The organism is Chromobacterium sp. Beijing (assembly GCF_021496765.1).
In the GTDB taxonomy this organism is placed as follows: domain Bacteria; phylum Pseudomonadota; class Gammaproteobacteria; order Burkholderiales; family Chromobacteriaceae; genus Chromobacterium.
In genome coordinates, this window is sequence record NZ_CP053750.1 from 237,280 (window position 1) to 255,928 (window position 18,649).

22 protein-coding genes are annotated in these 18,649 nt (G+C 63.4%); 14 read left to right on the top strand and 8 right to left on the bottom strand.

Going from position 1 to position 18,649, the window contains the following annotated elements; genetic code table 11:
* The first annotated feature begins 32 nt into the window (after nt 1–32).
* From HQN78_RS01100 to HQN78_RS01120, 5 genes are all read left to right on the top strand, one after another.
* A complete protein-coding gene (locus HQN78_RS01100; RefSeq protein WP_019101157.1) occupies nt 33–284 on the top strand; it encodes a hypothetical protein in 252 nt (83 codons plus the stop codon).
* A 156-nt stretch (nt 285–440) separates the two neighbouring features.
* The gene (locus HQN78_RS01105) at nt 441–818 is read left to right on the top strand and encodes an oxidoreductase (RefSeq protein WP_019101158.1); all 378 of its coding nucleotides are present in this window, start codon (nt 441–443) and stop codon (nt 816–818) included.
* Between the two features lie 225 nt (nt 819–1,043).
* Entirely contained in the window at nt 1,044–1,508 is a 465-nt protein-coding gene (locus HQN78_RS01110; protein ID WP_235087390.1) for a DUF2844 domain-containing protein, read from the top strand.
* A 16-nt stretch (nt 1,509–1,524) separates the two neighbouring features.
* Nucleotides 1,525–2,751, top strand: coding sequence for a DUF3443 domain-containing protein (locus tag HQN78_RS01115; protein ID WP_107798597.1), 1,227 nt, complete (start codon nt 1,525–1,527; stop codon nt 2,749–2,751).
* Between the two features lie 190 nt (nt 2,752–2,941).
* A complete protein-coding gene (locus HQN78_RS01120; protein WP_235087391.1) occupies nt 2,942–3,505 on the top strand; it encodes a flavin reductase family protein in 564 nt (187 codons plus the stop codon).
* Nucleotides 3,506–3,563: 58 nt separating this feature from the next.
* Here HQN78_RS01120 and tyrS read toward each other — a convergent pair whose 3' ends face one another.
* Nucleotides 3,564–4,838: a tyrosine--tRNA ligase gene (tyrS, locus tag HQN78_RS01125; protein WP_107798599.1), complete on the bottom strand. Its 1,275-nt coding sequence runs from the start codon at nt 4,836–4,838 to the stop codon at nt 3,564–3,566.
* Nucleotides 4,839–5,127: 289 nt separating this feature from the next.
* Here tyrS and HQN78_RS01130 point away from each other — a divergent pair, with 289 nt between their 5' ends.
* Entirely contained in the window at nt 5,128–5,787 is a 660-nt protein-coding gene (locus HQN78_RS01130) for a cytochrome b/b6 domain-containing protein (protein ID WP_235087392.1), read from the top strand.
* A gap of 65 nt (nt 5,788–5,852) precedes the next feature.
* Here HQN78_RS01130 and HQN78_RS01135 read toward each other — a convergent pair whose 3' ends face one another.
* On the bottom strand, nt 5,853–6,290 hold the full coding sequence (locus HQN78_RS01135; protein WP_235087393.1) for a cytochrome c: 438 nt from the start codon (nt 6,288–6,290) through the stop codon (nt 5,853–5,855).
* 91 nt (nt 6,291–6,381) lie between these two features.
* Nucleotides 6,382–6,810, bottom strand: coding sequence for a cytochrome c (locus HQN78_RS01140; RefSeq protein WP_107798602.1), 429 nt, complete (start codon nt 6,808–6,810; stop codon nt 6,382–6,384).
* Between the two features lie 172 nt (nt 6,811–6,982).
* Here HQN78_RS01140 and HQN78_RS01145 point away from each other — a divergent pair, with 172 nt between their 5' ends.
* The 6 genes from HQN78_RS01145 to HQN78_RS01170 are packed head-to-tail and all read left to right on the top strand — an operon-like array spanning nt 6,983 to nt 11,065.
* The gene (locus HQN78_RS01145; RefSeq protein WP_235087396.1) at nt 6,983–7,417 is read left to right on the top strand and encodes a Fur family transcriptional regulator; all 435 of its coding nucleotides are present in this window, start codon (nt 6,983–6,985) and stop codon (nt 7,415–7,417) included.
* 20 nt (nt 7,418–7,437) lie between these two features.
* On the top strand, nt 7,438–8,355 hold the full coding sequence (locus HQN78_RS01150; protein ID WP_235087398.1) for a GTP-binding protein: 918 nt from the start codon (nt 7,438–7,440) through the stop codon (nt 8,353–8,355).
* A complete protein-coding gene (locus HQN78_RS01155) occupies nt 8,352–8,522 on the top strand; it encodes a hypothetical protein (RefSeq protein WP_227104334.1) in 171 nt (56 codons plus the stop codon). Before HQN78_RS01150 ends, HQN78_RS01155 begins: the two co-directional genes overlap by 4 nt.
* A complete protein-coding gene (locus tag HQN78_RS01160) occupies nt 8,519–9,262 on the top strand; it encodes a metal ABC transporter ATP-binding protein (RefSeq protein ID WP_227104332.1) in 744 nt (247 codons plus the stop codon). Before HQN78_RS01155 ends, HQN78_RS01160 begins: the two co-directional genes overlap by 4 nt.
* Nucleotides 9,263–9,264: 2 nt before the next feature.
* The gene (locus HQN78_RS01165) at nt 9,265–10,137 is read left to right on the top strand and encodes a metal ABC transporter permease (RefSeq protein ID WP_199225997.1); all 873 of its coding nucleotides are present in this window, start codon (nt 9,265–9,267) and stop codon (nt 10,135–10,137) included.
* 22 nt (nt 10,138–10,159) lie between these two features.
* Nucleotides 10,160–11,065, top strand: coding sequence for a metal ABC transporter solute-binding protein, Zn/Mn family (locus HQN78_RS01170; protein ID WP_235087400.1), 906 nt, complete (start codon nt 10,160–10,162; stop codon nt 11,063–11,065).
* Here HQN78_RS01170 and HQN78_RS01175 read toward each other — a convergent pair.
* Entirely contained in the window at nt 11,058–11,723 is a 666-nt protein-coding gene (locus HQN78_RS01175) for a sulfite exporter TauE/SafE family protein (RefSeq protein ID WP_227104330.1), read from the bottom strand. The genes HQN78_RS01170 and HQN78_RS01175 overlap by 8 nt on opposite strands.
* Before the next feature lie 308 nt (nt 11,724–12,031).
* On the opposite strand from HQN78_RS01175, the gene HQN78_RS01180 reads away from it, so the two are divergent.
* The gene (locus HQN78_RS01180; RefSeq protein ID WP_107798608.1) at nt 12,032–12,817 is read left to right on the top strand and encodes an enoyl-CoA hydratase; all 786 of its coding nucleotides are present in this window, start codon (nt 12,032–12,034) and stop codon (nt 12,815–12,817) included.
* A gap of 92 nt (nt 12,818–12,909) precedes the next feature.
* Here HQN78_RS01180 and HQN78_RS01185 read toward each other — a convergent pair whose 3' ends face one another.
* The 4 genes from HQN78_RS01185 to HQN78_RS01200 form a co-directional block, all read right to left on the bottom strand.
* Nucleotides 12,910–14,985, bottom strand: a complete 2,076-nt coding sequence (locus tag HQN78_RS01185) for a prolyl oligopeptidase family protein (protein WP_235087403.1) — start codon at nt 14,983–14,985, stop codon at nt 12,910–12,912.
* Nucleotides 14,986–15,312: 327 nt separating this feature from the next.
* Nucleotides 15,313–16,011: a DsbA family protein gene (locus HQN78_RS01190; protein ID WP_107798610.1), complete on the bottom strand. Its 699-nt coding sequence runs from the start codon at nt 16,009–16,011 to the stop codon at nt 15,313–15,315.
* Nucleotides 16,005–16,868 (bottom strand): MBL fold metallo-hydrolase, encoded by an 864-nt coding sequence (locus HQN78_RS01195; RefSeq protein WP_235087405.1) that lies wholly within the window; start codon nt 16,866–16,868, stop codon nt 16,005–16,007. Before HQN78_RS01195 ends, HQN78_RS01190 begins: the two co-directional genes overlap by 7 nt.
* A gap of 299 nt (nt 16,869–17,167) precedes the next feature.
* Nucleotides 17,168–17,491, bottom strand: coding sequence for a hypothetical protein (locus HQN78_RS01200; RefSeq protein WP_235087408.1), 324 nt, complete (start codon nt 17,489–17,491; stop codon nt 17,168–17,170).
* Between the two features lie 222 nt (nt 17,492–17,713).
* Between HQN78_RS01200 and HQN78_RS01205 the strand changes: the two genes are divergently transcribed.
* Nucleotides 17,714–18,637 (top strand): branched-chain amino acid ABC transporter permease, encoded by a 924-nt coding sequence (locus tag HQN78_RS01205; protein WP_107798612.1) that lies wholly within the window; start codon nt 17,714–17,716, stop codon nt 18,635–18,637.
* Nucleotides 18,638–18,649 lie beyond the last annotated feature (12 nt).

The following is an 18,649-nucleotide window of genomic DNA, read 5'->3' on the forward strand; positions in this document are numbered from 1 at the left end:
CTTGTCTCTCACCGCATCATTAGGAGGTCGCCATGAACATCCTGCGTCTGCTGAATGAGTCCGACTATATTCAGGTTAACAATCAGTTCGTGAAGCCGGATTTCCATACGGCTTCCGAAGAGTTTTCCGATGACGACGATGTGGTGCTGGAGGCCAATCTGGATGGTCAGGAGTTGGTGTTGACCGTGGCGGATCTGGAGGAGGCGACGCCGTTGGCCGATGGCGGTTTTTGGTTGGAGGGCGTTGGCTATCTACGCTTTTTGTCGCAGCAAAATCTGCATTGAACCCCTTCTAGGCTTTACGCTCGCAGGCCCGGCGATGTCCGGGCCTGCTGCATTGTGAGGCCTTCCCGCAGCTCCGCTTGATTTGGCTCAAATAGCGACCCGGGCTAAAGCTGTTACAGTGCGGTGTTTATTTGATAGTCATATTCAGGTGGCCGCATGGAACAGATCAAAGTAGGCATGATAGGCGCGGGTGAAACCGGAACGCCGCTGTTGCGGCAGCTGTTGGACGCGCCCTTCGTCGGGATGGTGGGGGTGGCGGACTTGAATCTGGATTCGCCGGGCATTTTGCTGGCCCAGCAGCGCGGCATTTCCGTCACCGATAATTTCATCGAGCTGGCCGAGCAGGGCAGCAGCATTGACATCATCATCGATGTGACCGGCTCGCGCAAAGTGCGCGAGGACTTGCGGCGTTACATGCAGTTTTCCGGCAATACCCATACCGTGATCGTCCATGAACGCGTCGCCCTGCTGATGCTGTCCTTGGGCGCGGGCAAGCTGGTGACGACCCGGCATGACGATTCGCTGGCGTATTGATGGAGAAATCCAGGATTTGACTGGCGGGCAGCTGGTCGAATTTTGAGGACGCTGGGGGCTTTCGCCCCCTTTTTTTATGGCCTACGTTTCTTCCCTTCCGTTCGATCGGGCAGCCGTTTCATGCTGAGGTGCTATATTTTGATGGCGGCGTCGACGCCGCGCATATTCAGAAGTCCCGGGCAAAGCATCCGGGGCGGCGGTCGTTTCCATTCGACGGGGGTATTCATGCAGACGTCTTTTCTGACGAGGCGCGCCTTGCTGCTCTGCCTCAGCTTCAGCCTGTTCTCCAGTCCTGCCTTGGCCACCTTGGGGCAGCCCTTGCCGGCGGGCCGCGCGGCCGCTGCTCCGCAAGCGCTGGCTTTGAAGGCCGCGCCGCCCGCGGTCTATTCCGTGGCGCAGAGCCGGGACGAGGCCGGCCGCCTCATCCGCGAATTCGTCCGGCAGACGGACGGCGTTGTGTTCGCGGTGGCGTGGCAGGGCGCGTCGCTGCCGGATATGAGGCAGCTGCTTGGCGATTACTTTCCCAGTTATGTTTCCTCGCAGCAGTCCAATCAGGCCGGCCTGAATCGCTTGGAAGGCCGAGGGCCTGGGCTGACGGTGATCTCCGCCGGGCGCGCGCGCGCTTTCTTCGGCCTGGCCTACGTGCCCGCGCTGGTGCCGGCGGGCCTCGACATCGATCAACTCAAATAATCAGGGCGGGGACGAGATGAAACAGGCTATCTTTGGGCTGGTGTTGAGCTGCGCCTTGTTGTTGACGGCGTGCGGAGGAGGGGGCGGCGGGGTCGGCAGCGTCGCGCCGCCGGACAATGGTGGATCGACGGCCAATTCGGTGACGCTGACGGTAGACAGCGGGCCGGTGGCCAATGTTTATCAGATCAATATGCCCTATGTGTCGGTGACGGTGTGCGCGCCGGGCGGCAGCCAATGCCAGACGATCAGCCGGGTGCTGGTGGATACCGGCTCCAGCGGTTTGCGCCTGTTGGCCAGCGCCGTGAGCGGATCGACGCTGGGCAGCCTGCCCGGCGTGACGTCGAATAGCCGGCAACTGGCGGAGTGCATGCAGTTCGCCAGCGGCTTCACCTGGGGCAGCGTCCGCTACGCAGATGTCAAAATGGCGGGCAAGACGGCGTCCTCCCTGCCCATCCAGATCATCAGCGACCCGGCCTACGGCTTCATCCCGGGCGCGTGCAGCGGGACGGGGAGTAATTTGGGCAGCGTGTCGGTCCTGGGGGCCAACGGCATTCTGGGCGTCGGCCTGCGGCAGCAGGATTGCGGCAGCAACTGCGTCAACTTTAGCAATAACGGCTTTTACTACACCTGCCCCACCGCCTTGACCTGCCAGCAGGCGCCGGCGGCCGCGGCCTTGCAAGTGTCCAATCCCGTGGCGGCCTTCGCCGGCGACAATAACGGGGTGATGCTGCAATTGCCGGCGGTGGCGATCAGCGGCGCGCCCAGCGCCGCCGGAACGCTGTACTTCGGTGTGGGCACGCAGAGCAACAACGCTTTGGGTTCGGCCAAGGCTTTTCCCACTACGCTGGACGGCAATGGCGTGGATGCGATCACGACCAGCTATAAATCGCTCAACTACAGCAGCTTTCTGGATAGCGGTTCCAATGGGCTTTTTTTCGCCGATGCCACGATCGCCACCTGCGTGGTGGGCAGCAGCACCTGGTTCTGCCCCGGCGGCACCGTGAATCTCAACGCCACCTTGAGCGGTGGCGGCAACAGCAGCGCGGTGGGCTTCAATCTGGGCAATGCTGGAACACTGTTGTCGCAAGGTTACTCCGCTCTGCCTGCGGTGGGCGGGCCGGCCAGCGGCTTTCTTAGCAGCTACTTTGACTGGGGCTTGCCCTTCTTTTACGGCCGCAAGGTGTATATCGGCCTGGAAGGGAAGGGCAATCCGTTAGGCAGCGGGCCGATGTTCCTGTTTTGATAAGGCTTTGCGGGTTTCTTGCAACGCAATATAAAGCGTCCTATATCTGGATAGTCATCTCGATGACTTCTCCTTTGTTGAAATTAGCAATCTGTACGCCCGGCGAGCGCCGGGCTTTTTTTTATTCGCGCCGGCGGGGCCTCCGAGTCTCCGGCTAGAATAGCCGCTTCATGCTTTCTCGAGTTTGCTTATGTCCCGTTTGCTCGCAGTCGATCTGGCGAAATCCTATCGTTTATTGAATCATGGCCCCACGGTGCTGGTGTCCAGCGCGGCCGGGGAGCGCAGCAATGTGATGGCGGCGGCCTGGGCGATGCCGCTGGATTTCGATCCGCCCAAGGTGGCGGTGGTCATCGACAAGGCGACCCATACCCGGGAGTTGATCGAGGCTTCGGGCGAGTTTGTGCTTAATCTGCCTTGCCGCGCCCAGGCCGCCGGGGTGTTGCGGGCCGGCGGCGCCGACGGCAGGCAGGTGGACAAGTTCGCGCATAGCGGCCTGAGCCGGATCCCGGCACAAGAGGTGGCCGCGCCGCGCGTGGACGGCTGCATCGCCTATCTGGAGTGCAAGGTGATCAGCGAGCCGCTGAACCAGCAGCGCTATGATCTTTTCATCGGGGAAGTGGTGGCGGCGGAGGCCGACGCGGAGGTGTTTGCCGACGGTCATTGGCGTTTCGACGACGAGGCCAAGCGCAGCTTGCACTATATCGCCGGCGGCGCTTTTTTCGCGATCGGGGAGGCTTTTGAAGTGGGAAAGTGAGGCGAGGGCGATAAAAAAGCGGCCGTGACGGCCGCTTGGTCTTATGCGCGCGTTGCGCTCAGCGCCATTCCACCAGCGCGTAATTCTTCTTGCCGCGCTTGAGTAGGGTGTAGCGGCCAAACAGGCGTTCGGCGTCGCCGAAGCGCTGCTCCAGGCTGTCGGCCTTGTCGCCGTTGACGCTGACCGCGCCGCTCTGGATGAAGGTGCGCGCCTCGCTCTTGGATTTGGCCAGGCCGCCGGCGGCCAGCGCGTCGATCAGGCTGTCGGCGTCGCGTTCCAGCTGGATGCTGGGCAGGCCGTCTTGCGCCAGTTGGGCGAAGTCGTCGGCGGTGAGGCTGCTCAGATCGTTGTTGAACAGGCTTTGGGTGATGCGCTGCGCCGCCTCCAGGGCGGCCGCGCCGTGCACCATGGTTGTCATCTGCTCGCCCAGGATGCGCTGGGCTTCCGGCTTGCCGTCGCGCGCCTGGTCGGCGGCCTCGAGCGCAGCGATTTCTTCCAGCGACAGGAAGGTGAAGTAGCGCAGGAATTTGTACACGTCGGCGTCGGCGGTGCCCAGCCAGAACTGATAGAAGGCGTAAGGCGAGGTCTTCTTGGCGTCCAGCCAGATGGCGCCGGATTCGGTCTTGCCGAACTTGGTGCCGTCGGACTTGGTCACCAGGGGCACGGTCAAGCCGAAGACCTGTTGCTGTTGCAGGCGGCGGGTGAGGTCGATGCCGGCGGTGATGTTGCCCCACTGGTCGGAGCCGCCGATCTGCAGCTTGCAGCCGAAGCGACGGTTCAGCTCGGAGAAGTCATAGCCTTGCAACAGGCTGTAGGAGAACTCGGTGAAGGAAATGCCCTGGTCTTCGCGGTTGAGGCGCTGCTGCACCGATTCCTTCTTGATCATCGCGTTGACCGAGAAATGCTTGCCGATGTCGCGCAGGAAATCCAGCGTGTTCATTTGGCCGAACCAGTCGTAGTTATTGGCCATCAGCGCGGCGTTGTCGCCTTCGAAGCTGAGGAAGGGTTCGACTTGGCCGCGGATCTTCTCCACCCAGCTCTGGATCACGTCCGGGGTGTTCAGCTTGCGCTCGGCGGCCTTGAAGCTGGGATCGCCTATCATGCCGGTGGCGCCGCCCACCAGCGCCACCGGGCGATGGCCGGCCTGCTGGAAGCGACGCAGCATCAGCACCGGCACCAGGTGGCCCAGGTGCAGGCTGTCGGCGGTGGGATCGAAGCCGCAATAAAGGGTTACCTGCTCCTTGCTCAGAAGTTCTTCCAGCGCAACGGCGTCCGTGGTTTGCGCAATCAGGCCGCGGGCCTGCAGATCCTGAATCAGGGGGGCATGGTTCATTTATCGGGTCTCCAACAACAGGGTGATGCGCGGCAATGGCGGAATGAACGCGCCGCCGCAAAAAGTTAGGCCGCCCGTTGGCGGGCGGCGTAGCCGGACTCGCCAGGCGAGCCCAATCAAGGATATTAACCGAAAACCGGTGGTTTTTGCCCCCTTTTTGTCGGTAGAATCCGGACAAAACCCCATTTGGCTTAGGGTTTGTCCCGCCGGCACGGTATCATCATGTTGCAATGCATTAATTCGGGTGCGCCTGAGCGGGCGAGTTTTGGATTCAAGGAGTGAAAGCGCAATGACGCAAATGGTAAAAGTGTGGGATGTTCCCACTCGCTTGTTTCACTGGACGCTGGTGATTCTGTTCGGCTGCATGTGGTATAGCGGCGAGCAGGGCGGCGATTGGCTGCAATACCATATCTGGTTCGGCTCCTGTCTTGCCAGCCTGTTGCTGTTTCGTTTGATCTGGGGCGTGATCGGCAGCCAGACCGCGCGTTTCAGCAACTTCATCAAGGGGCCGCGCAACATTGTCCGCTATCTGCGCGGCGAGCTGAGCGAGAACGAGCAGCCGGGTCACAATCCGCTGGGCGGCTTGATGGTGCTGGCGATGTTGCTGGCCTTGCTGGCCCAGGTGAGCACCGGCCTGTTCGCCGCCGACGTCGACAGCTATCTGTACGACGGCCCGCTGGCCAAGCTGCTGAGCGGCGACATGGCTGAAGCCGCGACCTCGTTTCACAAGAGCTTTTTCAATGTGATTCTGGGCCTGGTCGGCCTGCACTTGCTGGCCATCATCGCTTACCGGGTGTTCAAGAAGAACAATCTGGTCAAGGCGATGATCACCGGCAACAAGGCCATCGCCGGCGATGTGCCGCGTTTGGCGTTCGCGCCCGCCATCATCGCGCTGGTGGCCCTGCTGGTGTCCAGCGGCGGCGTCTATGTGCTGTTGACGCGTTTGTAAGCGGCGGACCGCGGCGTCAGCGGGGCGAAAAGGGCGGGCATCCGCCCTTTTTTCATGGGCGTCGCTTATTTCTCCGGACCGCGGAAAGCGTCGTGACAGGCTTTGCAGCTTTGCGCCACCGCGCCGTAGCTTTTCTTGATGGCGGCGAGCTCGCCGCCGCGGGCGCTCTGTCCCAGATCGGCGACCGATTTCAGGAACACGTCCTTGTCGGCCTGAAACTTGGCGGGCTGGCTCCAGATTTCCGGTTTGGCGCGGCTCTTGCCGCTGATGCTGTTGGCGGGGAAGTGATTGAAGGGCTCGGCGGCGATCTGTTGCAAGGCGTCGGCCTGACGGATGAAGGCGTCCTTCCGGTACGGATCCCGGCCGCGCACCACCGCGCCCATGGGCTCGAAGGCCAGCAATATTTTCTTGAAGGACTTGGTGCGGGTTTCGGCCGGCGTGTCGGCCAGCGCCAGCGGCGCCGCGACGGCGCCCAACAGCAATACGGTCAGCAGTTTTTTCATTCCGGGGTCTTCGGGGGTGGGGTCTGGCTGGGGGTGGGCAAGCAAACAGCCCGCTGGCGGGCGGGCTGCTGGGGGCGCGACGCGACGGGGCTCAGTCCTTGCGGAAGGCGTCGTGACAGGCCTTACAGGTTTTCTGGGTGGCGCCGAACTGCACCTTGATCGCGCCCAGATCGCCGGCGGCGGCCACTTGCTTCAGTTTGGCGGTGGCGGCCTTGTGGTTGTCGATGGCTTTTTGCCATTCGGCGGGCTTGCTCCAGATTTCCGGCTTGGCGTCGGTCTTGCCGGCGGTGCTGCCGGCCGGGAAGTGCTGCCACGGTTTTTGGGACAGGGCTTCCAGTTCGCCGGCGAGTTTGGCGAACTCGTCTTTGTTGTAAGGGGTTTCACCCTTCACCATCTTGCCCATGCCGCCTACAACCGGCTTGTATTGCTTGAAAACATCCTGGCGCTGCGCGATGGGATCGGCGGCGAAAGCCTGCCCGGCGAATACGGCGGCCACCACGGCCATCATCAGTGTTTTCATGTTATTTCCTTATATGAGCGATGAGGGATAAGCCATAAGCCTATCATGGACATTCTGGAGCACAAAGCTACCACGACCGACGGCCATGATAAACCGATGAATGATTAATCCTTGTGAATTCGATATGTTATACAGTAACATTGCGTCCTGATTAAACAAGCGGGTGTCCTGCATGGACCATCAAGCCTATCTGGCCGCGGCGGAGCGGCATTGCGAACGGCGCGGCAGCAAACTGACCGCATTGCGCCGTCAGGTGCTGGAGCTGGTGCTGCGTTACAGCGGGGTGGTCAAGGCTTACCAGGTTCTGGCGGATTTGCAGCAAGAGCGCGGCGCCGCCGCGCCGCCCACCGTCTACCGCGCGCTGGATTTCCTGGTGGAGCACGGTCTGCTGCACAAGGTGGACGCCTTGAACGGCTTCATCGTCTGCGATCATTTCGAATGCCAGCACGAAGGGCTGATCCTGGTCTGCGGCGATTGCGGCCAGGTGCAGGAGATCGACGCCGCGCCGGCCTTGAGCGCGCTGCGCCAGGCCGCGCAAGCGGTGGCTTTTTCCCTGTGTCCGCAAAACCTGGTGCTGACTGGCCGTTGCCAGTCTTGCCGCGCCTGAATCCAAGAATTCCCTGATCCATGAAAAAAACCATAGTCAATTTGTTCACCGGCTTTCTCGGGGTGGGCAAGACCACGGCGTTGCGCCATTTGATCGATCGTCGTCCCGCGCATGAAAAGTGGGCGATCATCGTCAACGAGTTCGGCGAGGTCGGCATCGACGGCGCGGCGCTGAGCCAGGACGAGCTGGCGGTGGCGGAAATCGCCGGCGGCTGCCTGTGCTGCGTGGCCGGACCGCAGATGACCGCCACGGTGGCGACCTTGCTGCGCCGCGAACGCCCGGACCGTCTGCTGATCGAGGCCAGCGGCCTGGCGCACGCGGCCGGCGTCATCGACGAGCTGCGCGCCAAGCCCTTGGGCGAGGCGCTGGAGGTGGGCGCGGTGCTCACCCTGGTGGACCCGCGCCAGTTCATTCAGCCGGACTATCATCGCCAGCCGCTGTACCGCGACCAGATTTCCATCGCCGACGTGCTGGTGGCCAACAAGATAGACACCGCCGACGTGCCGACGATGGAGGCTTTCCGCCGGCAGGCGGCGGCCTTGTTCCCGCCCAAGTCCTTGGTGGGCGAGGTGCGCAACGGCGAGCTGGATCCGGCCTGGCTGGACGCCGCCGCCGCGCCCAAGCCGCGTTACCGGCCGGCGGTGCCGGACGACGCCGCCGCGCAATGGCGTTCCATGGGCTGGACTTTCGAGCCGGAGCAGGCTTTCGACGGCGAGCGGCTGACCCGTTTCTTCGATGAGCTGCCCGCCTTGGTGCCGGGCCTGGTGCGCGCCAAGGGCGTGTTCAAAGTGCTGGACAGCTGGGTGTGGCTGAACTGGGCGGCCGGACAGTGGGGCGCGGCCCAGGTGTCCTGGAGACGCGACAGCCGCTTCGAACTGATCGCCGAGGATTTCGACGCCGCCGCGATCGAGAACACCTTGCGGAGGTGCTTCGAATGACGCCCAAACATCAACACACACACGCGCACCGGCATCTGACGCCGGACAATTTCAAAGCGCCGTTCAGCCTGCTGGCGCTGTCGGCCTGGCAGCGGCTGGGCCTGGCCGGCGCCGCGTTGGCGGTGCTCTGGTTCTTGGTGATCTGGGCTTTGCGGGAGGCAGCATGAGCGTCAGTCTGCAGAACCTGACGGTTTCCTATCAGCGCCATCCGGCGGTGCACCATGTCAGCGGTTGTTTCGCCGCCGGCGACGCCACCGCCATCTTCGGCCCTAACGGCGCCGGCAAGAGCACCTTGCTCAAGGCCATGATAGGCGCGTTGAAGCCGGACTCCGGCTCGGTGCAGCTGGGCGGCTTCCGGCGGCGGGACATCGCCTATCTGCCGCAGCAATCGGAGATCGACCGCTCCTTGCCGGTCAGCGTGCTGGATCTGGTGTGCACCGGGCTGTGGCACGACACCGGCGTGTTCGGCGGCGTCAGCCGCCGCGGCCGCGACCAGGCCTTGCTGGCCTTGGAGCAGGTGGGGCTGGCCGACTTCGCGCTGAGGCCGATCTCGGCGCTGTCCAGCGGCCAGTTCCAGCGCGTGCTGTTCGCCCGCATCCTGGTGCAGGACGCGCGGCTGATCCTGTTGGACGAACCGTTCAACGCGGTGGACGCCAAGACCACTTACGATCTGTTGGAGCTGGTGCGCCATTGGCGCGAGGAAGGCCGTACCGTGGTGGCGGTATTACATGATTATGAGCAGGTGCGCGCGTATTTCCCGCACACCTTGTTATTGGCGCGCGAAGTGGTGGCCTGGGGCGATACCGCCGAGGTGCTGTGCGACGCTAATCTGAAACGCGCGGTGGACACCGCCGCGCATTGGCAATCTCAGGCCGCGGTCTGCGAAGTGGATGGAGCGCAAGCCTGATGCTGCACTTATACGATTTACTGGTGGCGCCGTTCGCCGAATTCGCCTTCATGCGCCGGGCGCTGGTGGGCTGCCTGGCCCTGGCCTTGGGCAGCGGCCCCATCGGCCTGTTCCTGGTGATGCGGCGCATGAGCCTGATGGGCGACGCAATGAGCCACGCGGTGCTGCCCGGCGCCGCGGTGGGTTTCATGATGGCCGGTCTCAGCCTGCCGGCGATGAGCTTGGGCGGTTTCTTCGCCGGCGTGCTGGTGGCCTTGCTGGCCGGCCTGGCCACGCGTTTCACCAGCATCAAGGAAGACGCCAGCTTCGCCGCCTTCTACCTGCTGTCTTTGTCCATCGGCGTCTTGCTGGTGTCGCGCGGCGGCAGCAATGTGGACTTGATGCACATCCTGTTCGGCTCGGTGCTGGCGGTGGACGACGCGGCGCTGTACCTGGTGGCCGGCGTCGCTTCCTTCACCCTGTTGGCGCTGGCTTTGATCTACCGCCCCTTGCTGCTGGAAAGCCTGGATCCGGTCTATCTGCGCGCCGTGGGCGCGCGCGGCGGCCTGTGGCACATGCTGTTCCTGATGCTGGTGGTGCTGAACCTGGTTGCCGGTTTCCAGGCGCTGGGCACCCTGATGGCGGTGGGCCTGATGATGTTGCCGGCGATCACCGCCCGCTTGTGGACCGAGCGCATCGAGGCCCTGCTCGGGCTGTCGGTGGCCATCGCCTTCCTGGCCGGCCTGGGCGGCCTCTTGCTGTCCTATCACTTCGAACTGCCTTCCGGGCCGGCCATCATTCTGCTGGCGGGCCTGGTCTATCTGCTGTCGCTGCTGTTGGCGCCGGTGGGCGGGGCTTTGCCGCGCTACATCCGCGCCCGGCATCTGGAATCCTGAACCCTTGATAAGGAAGTCGCCGATGAAGAAATCAATCATGGCCCTGCTGTTGCTGGGCCTGCCCTTGTCCGCCTGGGCCAAGCTGCCGGTGGTCGCCAGCTTCAGCATCGTCGCCGATATGACGCGCGAGATCGGCGGCGATCGCGTCGAAGTCTCCTCGCTGGTGGGGCCGGATCAGGATGCCCACGTGTTCCAGCCGTCGCCGGCCGACGTCAAGAAAGTGGCCGCCGCCAAGCTGCTGGTCACCAATGGCCTGGGCATGGAAGGCTGGATGGTGCGGCTGAGCAAGGCCGCTCATTTCAAGGGCGTGCAAGTGGAGGCGGGCAAGGGCATCAAGACCCGCGAAGCGGAAGACGAGGATCACCACGGGCACGACCACGGCCATGCCGGGCATGACCACGGGGCCGTCGATCCGCACGCCTGGCACGACCCCAGGCGCGTGCTGACCTATATCCGCAACATTGAGGCCGGCCTGAGCCAGGCGGACCCGGCCGGCAAGCCGGAGTACGCCCGCCGCGCCGCCGACTACGCGGCCAAGGTGAAGGAGATGGACGCCTGGGCAGCCAAGGCCTTCGCCGCCGTGCCCGCGGCCAAGCGCAAGATGCTGACCTCGCACGACGCCTTCGCTTATCTGGGCGAGCGTTACCAGCTGCAAGTGCTGGCCATCCAGGGCGTCAGCACCGAGTCCGAGGCGTCGGCCAAGGCGGTGGCGCGGCTGGTGCGCCAAGTGCGGCAGGAAAAAGTGGCGGCGGTATTCATGGAGAACATGACCGACAAGCGTCTGTTGGAGCAGCTGGCGCGCGAGGCCAAGGTGGCGATAGGCGGCAAGTTGTACGCCGACGCGCTGTCCGGCCCGTCCGGTCCGGCGCCCAGCTATTTGGCGATGTTCCGTTACAATGTGGACACCATTTTGAAATCGTTCAAATAAGCGCCCGCAGCAACTGCCAGGCGCCGATGCCCGCAACGACCAGTCCCGCCGTCAGGCGGACTGGTCGTTGTTGCATCCAGCGGCGCAAGCTGTCGGCGAAAGCGCCCATCAGCAGGAGATTGGGCAAGGTGCCGAGCCCGAAGGCGAGCATGGCCAGCGCGCCGCCGGACGCGCTGCCGGTGGCCAGCGCCGACAGCGAGGCGCTGTAAACCAGGCCGCAGGGCAGCCAGCCCCAGACCATGCCGGCCAGCAGCGCGGCTTGCGGCGAGCGGACCGGCAGCAGGGGGCCCAGCAGCGGCTGCAAGCGCCGCCAGATCGGCGCGCCCAGCCGTTCGATCAGATTGACCGCGCCGGACAGGCCGGCCAGGTACAGGCCCATGGCCACCAGCATCAGGTTGGCCAACAGCGCCAGCGCCAATTGCAGCCCGCGGATGTCCAGCAGAGCGAGGCCGGTGGCGGCCAGGCCGCCCAGCAGCGCGCCTATCAGCGCGTAGCTGCCGACGCGTCCCAGATTGTAGGCCAGCATGATGCGCCAGCGGCTGGTCTCGGGGGGCAGATTCAGCGTCAGCGCGGCGACGATGCCGCCGCACATGCCCATGCAGTGGCCGCCGCCCAGCAAGCCCGCCAGAAACAATATCCACCCGCTCGTTTCAATCATGCCGCAACCTGTCTCAGAAAGCTCTATGGTAACAGAGTGGCGGCTCGCGCTTGCGCGCGCGGCGGTCATATTTGCTTTTGGCATTTATTGCCTTTATCAAAATTTTACTTGGCATCTCCTTAAAGAAAGTTATAAAAAAAATGATGGTCTAGCTGGCCGACTACTGGTCAAAAGGTCAGTTTGCAATGAGAATGCTGCTTTGGCTTCGGACCTATGCGCAATGGGTCCCCCGCTGAGGATCCAGGCGCTCGACCTGGTCAAAACATATGCATTAGCGATGTAATCCATGGGGATAGAGTGAGGAAAATATGGCCAAGTATCTGACACTTGAGCGGCTGGGCCAGTCAGCGATCGTGACTCTCAAAAACGCGCCGGCGAATTTGCTGACCACGGAGAGCCTGAATGAGCTGGCTACGACGATGCGGTCGCTGGATGCGGATCCGGCTGTGCGTTCGGTGGTGTTGACCGGGGCGGGCGACGCGTTTTTTTCCGCCGGCGCCGATTTGAAGCAATTCGCGTCCGGCGACGCGGCCGAGGCGGACAAGGTGTTCGATGCCTTCGCCGGCGCTTTGCGCAGTTTGCAGCAGTACCGCGGCGTCACGGTGGCCGCGATCAACGGCTACGCCCTGGGCGGCGGTCTGGAATTGGCGCTGGGCTGTGATTACATGGTGGCCGAGCGCGGCGCCAAGCTCGGGCTGCCGGAAGCCAAGGTGGGCATCATCCCGGCGGCGGGCGGCACCAAGACGCTGGCGGACAAGGTGGGCGTTTCCTGGGCCAAGCGCATTATTCTGGGCGGCGAAGTGGTGACGGCGGAGAAGGCCCTGACCATCGGGCTGATCGAGGAAGTGGTGGACCAGGGCTTCGCCAAGATCGTGGCGATCAGCCTGGCCAACAAAGTGGCGAACCAGGCGCCGGGCGCGGTGGCCGCCGCGCGTCGGCTGATCGAGGAGAGCGGCAATCTGACGCTGGCTCAGCATCTGGAGCGCGAGCGCGCCGCGGTGCGCCAGCTGATGGGCAGCGCGGAGCAGATCGAGGGCGTCAGCGCCTTCATCGCCAAGCGCAGCCCCAGCTGGGTCGAGTCCGGCGATGATTGAACGGTCCGCGTCCCATGCAAAACCGCCTGCCGCCGTTTCGGCCGCAGGCGGTTTGTTTTGATGCCCGCATCTGTTCCGCCGGGCCGGGCGGGTCAGCGCAGTTGGCGCAACAGGAAGGCGTATTCCATGGCCGCGATATCGGCTTCCTGCTGATGGTTGGCGGCGGCGCCGTGCCCGCCCTCGGTGCGCTCGAAATACTGCACCGGGGCGCCCATCGCCTGCATGGCCGCGAACATTTTGCGGGCGTGGCCGGGATGAACTCTGTCGTCCAGCGTCGAGGTCATGAACAGGGTGGCCGGGTAACGCGCGTCCGCTTTCAGGTTCTGATAGGGCGAGTAACGGCGGATATAAGCCCAGTCTTCCGGTAAATCGGGGTTGCCGTACTCGTCCATCCAGCTAGCGCCGGCCAATAAGCGGTTGAAGCGGCGCATATCCAGCAGCGGCACCTGGCAGACCACGGCGTTGAACAGCTCCGGACGCTGGGTCAGCATCACCCCCATCAGCAGGCCGCCGTTGCTGCCGCCCTTGATGCCCAGATGACGGGCGTCGGCCACGCCGCGTTTGGCCAGGTCTTCCGCGATGGCGGCGAAGTCGTCGTAGGCGTTCTGGCGCAGCTGTTTGCGCGCCGCCTCGTGCCAGGCCGGACCGTATTCGCCGCCGCCGCGGATATTGGCCAGCGCGTAGACGCCGCCGCGTTCCAGCCAGGCCTTGCCCAGCGCGCCGTTGTAGCGCGGGGTCAGCGACACTTCGAAGCCGCCGTAACCGTACAAGAGCGTGGGGTTGGAGCCGTCCAGCTTGATGTCTTTGCGGCTGACCAGGAAATAGGGCACGCGGGTGCCGTCGCGAGAGGCGGCGAACCACTGTTGGATGCGGTAGGGGCCGGCGTCGAAAAAGCCGGGCTGCTGTTTCAGCGTCCGGCGCTCATCGCTGCCGGTTTCGGCCAGGGCCAGCGTCGGCGGCGTCAGAAAATCGGTGAAGCTGTAGAAATAGCGGTTGTCGCGGTCGGGATCGACCGCGCGCACGCTGATGCTGCCGAAGCTGGGCGTGGCCACCGGGCGCGACCGCCATTGGCCGTCCACGACCTTCCATTCCATTAAGCGACTGCCGACATTGTCCAGCATGGTCAGCAGCAAGCTGTCGCGAGTGGACGTCTGCTCCGCCAGCGAGACGGCGGCGCTGGGCTCGAACAGGGGGCTGAAGCCGCGTTCGCCGGCCAGGTAGGCGTCGGCCTTGATGGCCAGCAAGGAGCCGCCGCGCCAGGTCTTGCCGCCAGCGGTCCAGTCTTGCTTGGGCGTCAACAGCAGCCAGTCGCCGAAGAAATCGACGCCGACATGGTCGGGCTTGTCCAGCTTGCGCCATTTTCCATCCACCAGCAGCCGCGCCTCGGTGCTGAAGAAAGTGGGCGCGCGCGTGATCAGGTCGTAGCGGCGGCCTTGGGCGTCTATCCTGGCCGCGTGCACGGCGACGTCGGCCTGCTGGCCTTCGAACACGGTTTGCGCTTCGGCCAGCGGCTGGCCGCGGCGCCAGGTCTTGACGATGCGGGGATAGCCGGAGTCGGTCAGCGACCCGGGGCCGAAGTCGCTCATCACATAAAGGGTGTCGCGGTCCTGCCAGCTGACTTCGCTCTTGGCTTCGGGCAGTTGGAAGCCGTCCTTGACGAAGGCCTTGGCGGCCGGGTCGAATTCACGCACCACCGCGGCGTCGCCGCCGCCGCGGCTTAAGCGCAGCAGACAGCGTTCCTGATCGGGGCGCAGGCAGTCGGCCCCTTGCCACACCCAGTTTTCCCCCTCGTCCTTGGCCAAGCGGTCCAGGTCCAGCACGGTTTCCCATTGCGGCGCGGCCTTGCGGTATTCGTCCAGCGTGGCGCGTCGCCACAGTCCGCGCGGGTGGTCTTTGTCGCGCCAGAAGTTGTAGTAGAGCCCGCCTATCTTCTCCACGGAGGGGATGCGGTCGTTGGAGTCCAGGATGGTCAGCAGTTCACGGCGCAGCGCCGGGTAGTCGGTTTGCCGGCCGAGGTCCTGGTGCGTATTTTCGTTTTGCCGGCCGACCCAGGCCAGCGCTTCCTTGCCTTGAATCTCCTCCAGCCATAGATACGGGTCTTGCGCGGCGTTCGCCGCGGCGCAGAGCGCGAGCAGGGCGAAGGACAGTGGGGTGCCTAAGGTTTTCATCCGGACGGGTTTCCCTTAATTCAGCCAATGGCTGTAGACAGTGGATTTGTTTTGATGTGTCCGAATACTGTAACGTCCGAGAATTTGTTTGTCATCAAGCGCCGCGCGGGCGGAGAAGACGAACGGCGGCCGTGTCCAGACGTGGCCGCCGTTGGCGGGGAGGGCGAGGGGCGGGGCCTTGGCAGCCGTTCACGGTAGGCTGCGCGGCCTAGGGCGCGACTCGGTGCGTGCCGCATTCGGAATGCTCATGCGTCCCATGAGCAAGGCCGCTTTTTCAGCGCTGGCTTTCACCAGGTCGCGCCCCTGCGCGCGGCTTTGAACAGGCGCTTAGCAGCCGTCCAGCCCGCACATCGGCGGCAGCTCGGCCGAGCCTGAAAGGGTGGCGGCGCCGAGTTGCGCCAGGTGCTGGCTGAACATGTCCGGCTTGCCCAGATAGGAGCCCAGATCCAGGGCTTGGAAGCGGCCGTCCACTTCCAGCGCCGCGGACGGGAAGCCGCGCAAGCCCAGGCGGGTCATCAGCCGGCGGCTGTGGTCTATATGCTCGACGCTGCGCGCCAGACCGCCGGCGTAGGCGTCGGCGAAGCGGTCGGCGGACACGCCCAATTCGGCCGCTAGCCGGGCGAGCACCGCGACGTCGGCGATCTCAAGCCCGTGCAGGTAATGAGCGGCTTGCACGCGGGCCAGCATGGTCTGCGGCGCAATGCCCAGTTCCGGCGCGGCCAGGACGGCGGCGATGGGCGGCGTCGAGTCCAAACGCGCCTCGCTGCGCAGCAAGCCGTCGAAGTAGGCGTCGCCGAAGGGCTGGCCGCTGAGGGCGGCGATGCGGTGATCGTGCGGCATCACGTAGCCGCGCCACTCCAGGTTCACGCGGCGGTTGTGCGGCGCGCTGAGCATGCCGCCGCCGTGCAGCGCCAGTTCGACTTCCGGCCGCGCCGCGGCCGCCAGCAGCAGCGGCGAAGCGCCGTAGCACCAGCCGCACAGCGGATCGTAAAAGTAGTGCAGCCGGATCGTGGAGGCGCTTACCATTTCATCTCGCCCTTATTGACCTTGGCGCCGATCTCCAGCGACATGTCTTCGCCCGCTTGCGGGAAGGCTTGCTTCATCGCCTGGATCAACTGGGCGCTATTGGCCGATTTGGCCAGATTCAGTTCGAACTGCTGCAAGTACCGGCGGGTGAAGCGCACGGCGCTCAGATCGGTTTTGTCGCCCGCCTGCATGTGGCCGGGGACTACGATTTCCGGTTGCAGCGCTTCCATTTCGTCCAGCTGCTTGATCCAGGCCTGGCGTTCGGCCGGGCTCTGGGTGTCCGCGGTCCAGACGTGCATGCTGGGCGCGGTGACGCCGACATTGCCGACAATCGCGCGCAGGGACGGAATCCACACATAGCCGCGATGCGCCAGCACGCCGCGCGCGCCCTTGATTTCCAGCGCCTTGCCTTCCAGTTCCAGACGTTCGCTTTTCAGCGCTTCGGGCAGCAGCGGCGCGCTGGGCGCGTTGACGCCCATTTGCGGGCCCCAGTAAGCGAGCTTGCCCTGGATATTGGCCTTGATCTTGGCCAGGGTCGGGCCGTTGCTGAGCACTTGGGCCTGCGGGAAGATCTTCTTCAGTTCGGCGGCGCCGAAGTAGTAGTCGGGATCGGCCTGGCTGATATAGATGGTTTTCAGTTGCTTGCCGCTGTCCAGCACCTTGGCGGCGATGCGGTGGGCGTCGGCGCGGGTGAAGCCGGTGTCGATCAGGATGGCGTCTTTCTCGCCGCTGACCAGGACCGAGCTGACATTGAAGCTATTGCCGTCGGCGTTGTAGATGGACAGTTTCAGCGGCGCGGCGACGGCGGCCGTTGCCGCCAGGGTCAGGGCGCCGGCGATCAGGGTTTGGCGGAACATCGATTCATTCTCCATATGGCCCGGCTTCTATCGCCGGCGGTGAGTAGGCTGGATTTCGACGCTCACTATAAAACGCGCGCTTAATGGGAATAAACCATCTAAATCGCAATAAATTGTTGCTTGTTTCGATCTAATTGGTCGGAGCCTCAGGGGCTTTCCGTCGTCTACTCAGGCGCTGGGCCACGACGGGGGAGGGGACGGACGCTTGCTCAGACCGGCTCCAGGGATCGCGAGCAAGGGCGAGAGCTTGGGCGGCGTCTTAGACAGTTGCAGCCAAGACGGACTGAATGGGCTATGTTTCAGCCATAAAAGCGCGGAGGCCGGAATGTCGGATGGGCGCTGTAGGCGATGGCTCTGTTCTTGCTTGATGTTTGATGCGCCGCGGCATGCAATTTTTGTCGACTTGGGGCCTTATTTTGGGAGATTGTATCCATTCGAATCGCGAAAGCGAGCGAATGTTGTAATGCGAATTCTTTGATGGGCGTCTTTTCGAAAGCGAACATATTTTGCGCCAAAGCATGATCAAAATCTGAAAAACGACCTGCTGGCTCAGGGTTTTCCTTTATCCGGAGAAATTCAAAATTTCTTTGTCCGGTTTCGTCTTGTTTTTTGAAAAAATACATGAAAAACAATGTGTTATATTGTTTTTAAATGGGCTTGATTTGGTGCCGTTTTAACCAATCTTTAAGATTGACAGTCGCTGGAATCCGCCTACATAATCCGTTCGCCTGTCTGACAGAATCCAAATAATCAAGGCTCGTCCGGGCACTCAAGAACAGGCAGCAGCCAATAAGAGGGGAAACCCCGCAAGCTGCCGGTCGTCAATACAAAGGAGATCTCCCAACGTGGACATTTTTCTGCAACAAATCCTGAACGGTCTCGTTCTGGGTAGCATTTATGCGTTGATCGCATTGGGCTACACCATGGTGTACGGGATCATGGGGCTCATCAACTTCGCCCACGGCGAAGTGGTGATGTTCGGCGCCATGGTCACCATCTCCGTCGTCAACGCCTTGTCCGGTTCCGGCCTGCCCGGTCCCGCCCTGGTGCTGATCGGATTGCTGGTGGCGATTGCGGCCTGCATGCTGCTGGGCTTCACCGTAGAGCGCATCGCTTACCGCCCGCTGCGCGGCAAGCAAAGACTGGCGCCGCTGATCACCGCGATCGGCCTGTCCATCGTGCTGCAGCAGGTGGCCATCCTGATCTGGGGCCGCAACTACATTCCCTTCCCGCAAATCCTGGACCACGACGTGGTGTCCTTCTTCGGCGCCAGCATCACCAAGCTGCAGATCACCATCATCGTGCTGTGTCTGGTGATCATGGCCGGCCTGCTGCTGATGGTGGAGCGCACCAAGCTGGGCCGCGCGATGCGCGCCACCAGTCAGAACCCGGCGGTGGCCGGCCTGATGGGCGTCAACGTCAACACCATCATTTCCGCCACCTTCGTCATCGGCTCCAGCCTGGGCGCGGTGGCCGGCGTGATGGTGGCCACCAACTACGAGCAAGCTCATTACTATATGGGCTTCATGATTGGTCTGAAGGCCTTCACCGCCGCGGTGCTGGGCGGCATCGGCAATCTGGGCGGCGCGGTGGCAGGCGGTTTGCTGCTGGGCATCATCGAAAGCCTGGGCGCCGGCTATATCGGCACGCTGACCGGCGGCTTCCTCGGCTCCAACTATCAGGACATCATCGCCTTCATGGTGTTGATCATGGTGCTGATTTTCCGTCCGTCCGGCCTGCTGGGCGAAAAGATGGCCGACCGTGCCTGATCCTGGAGACGA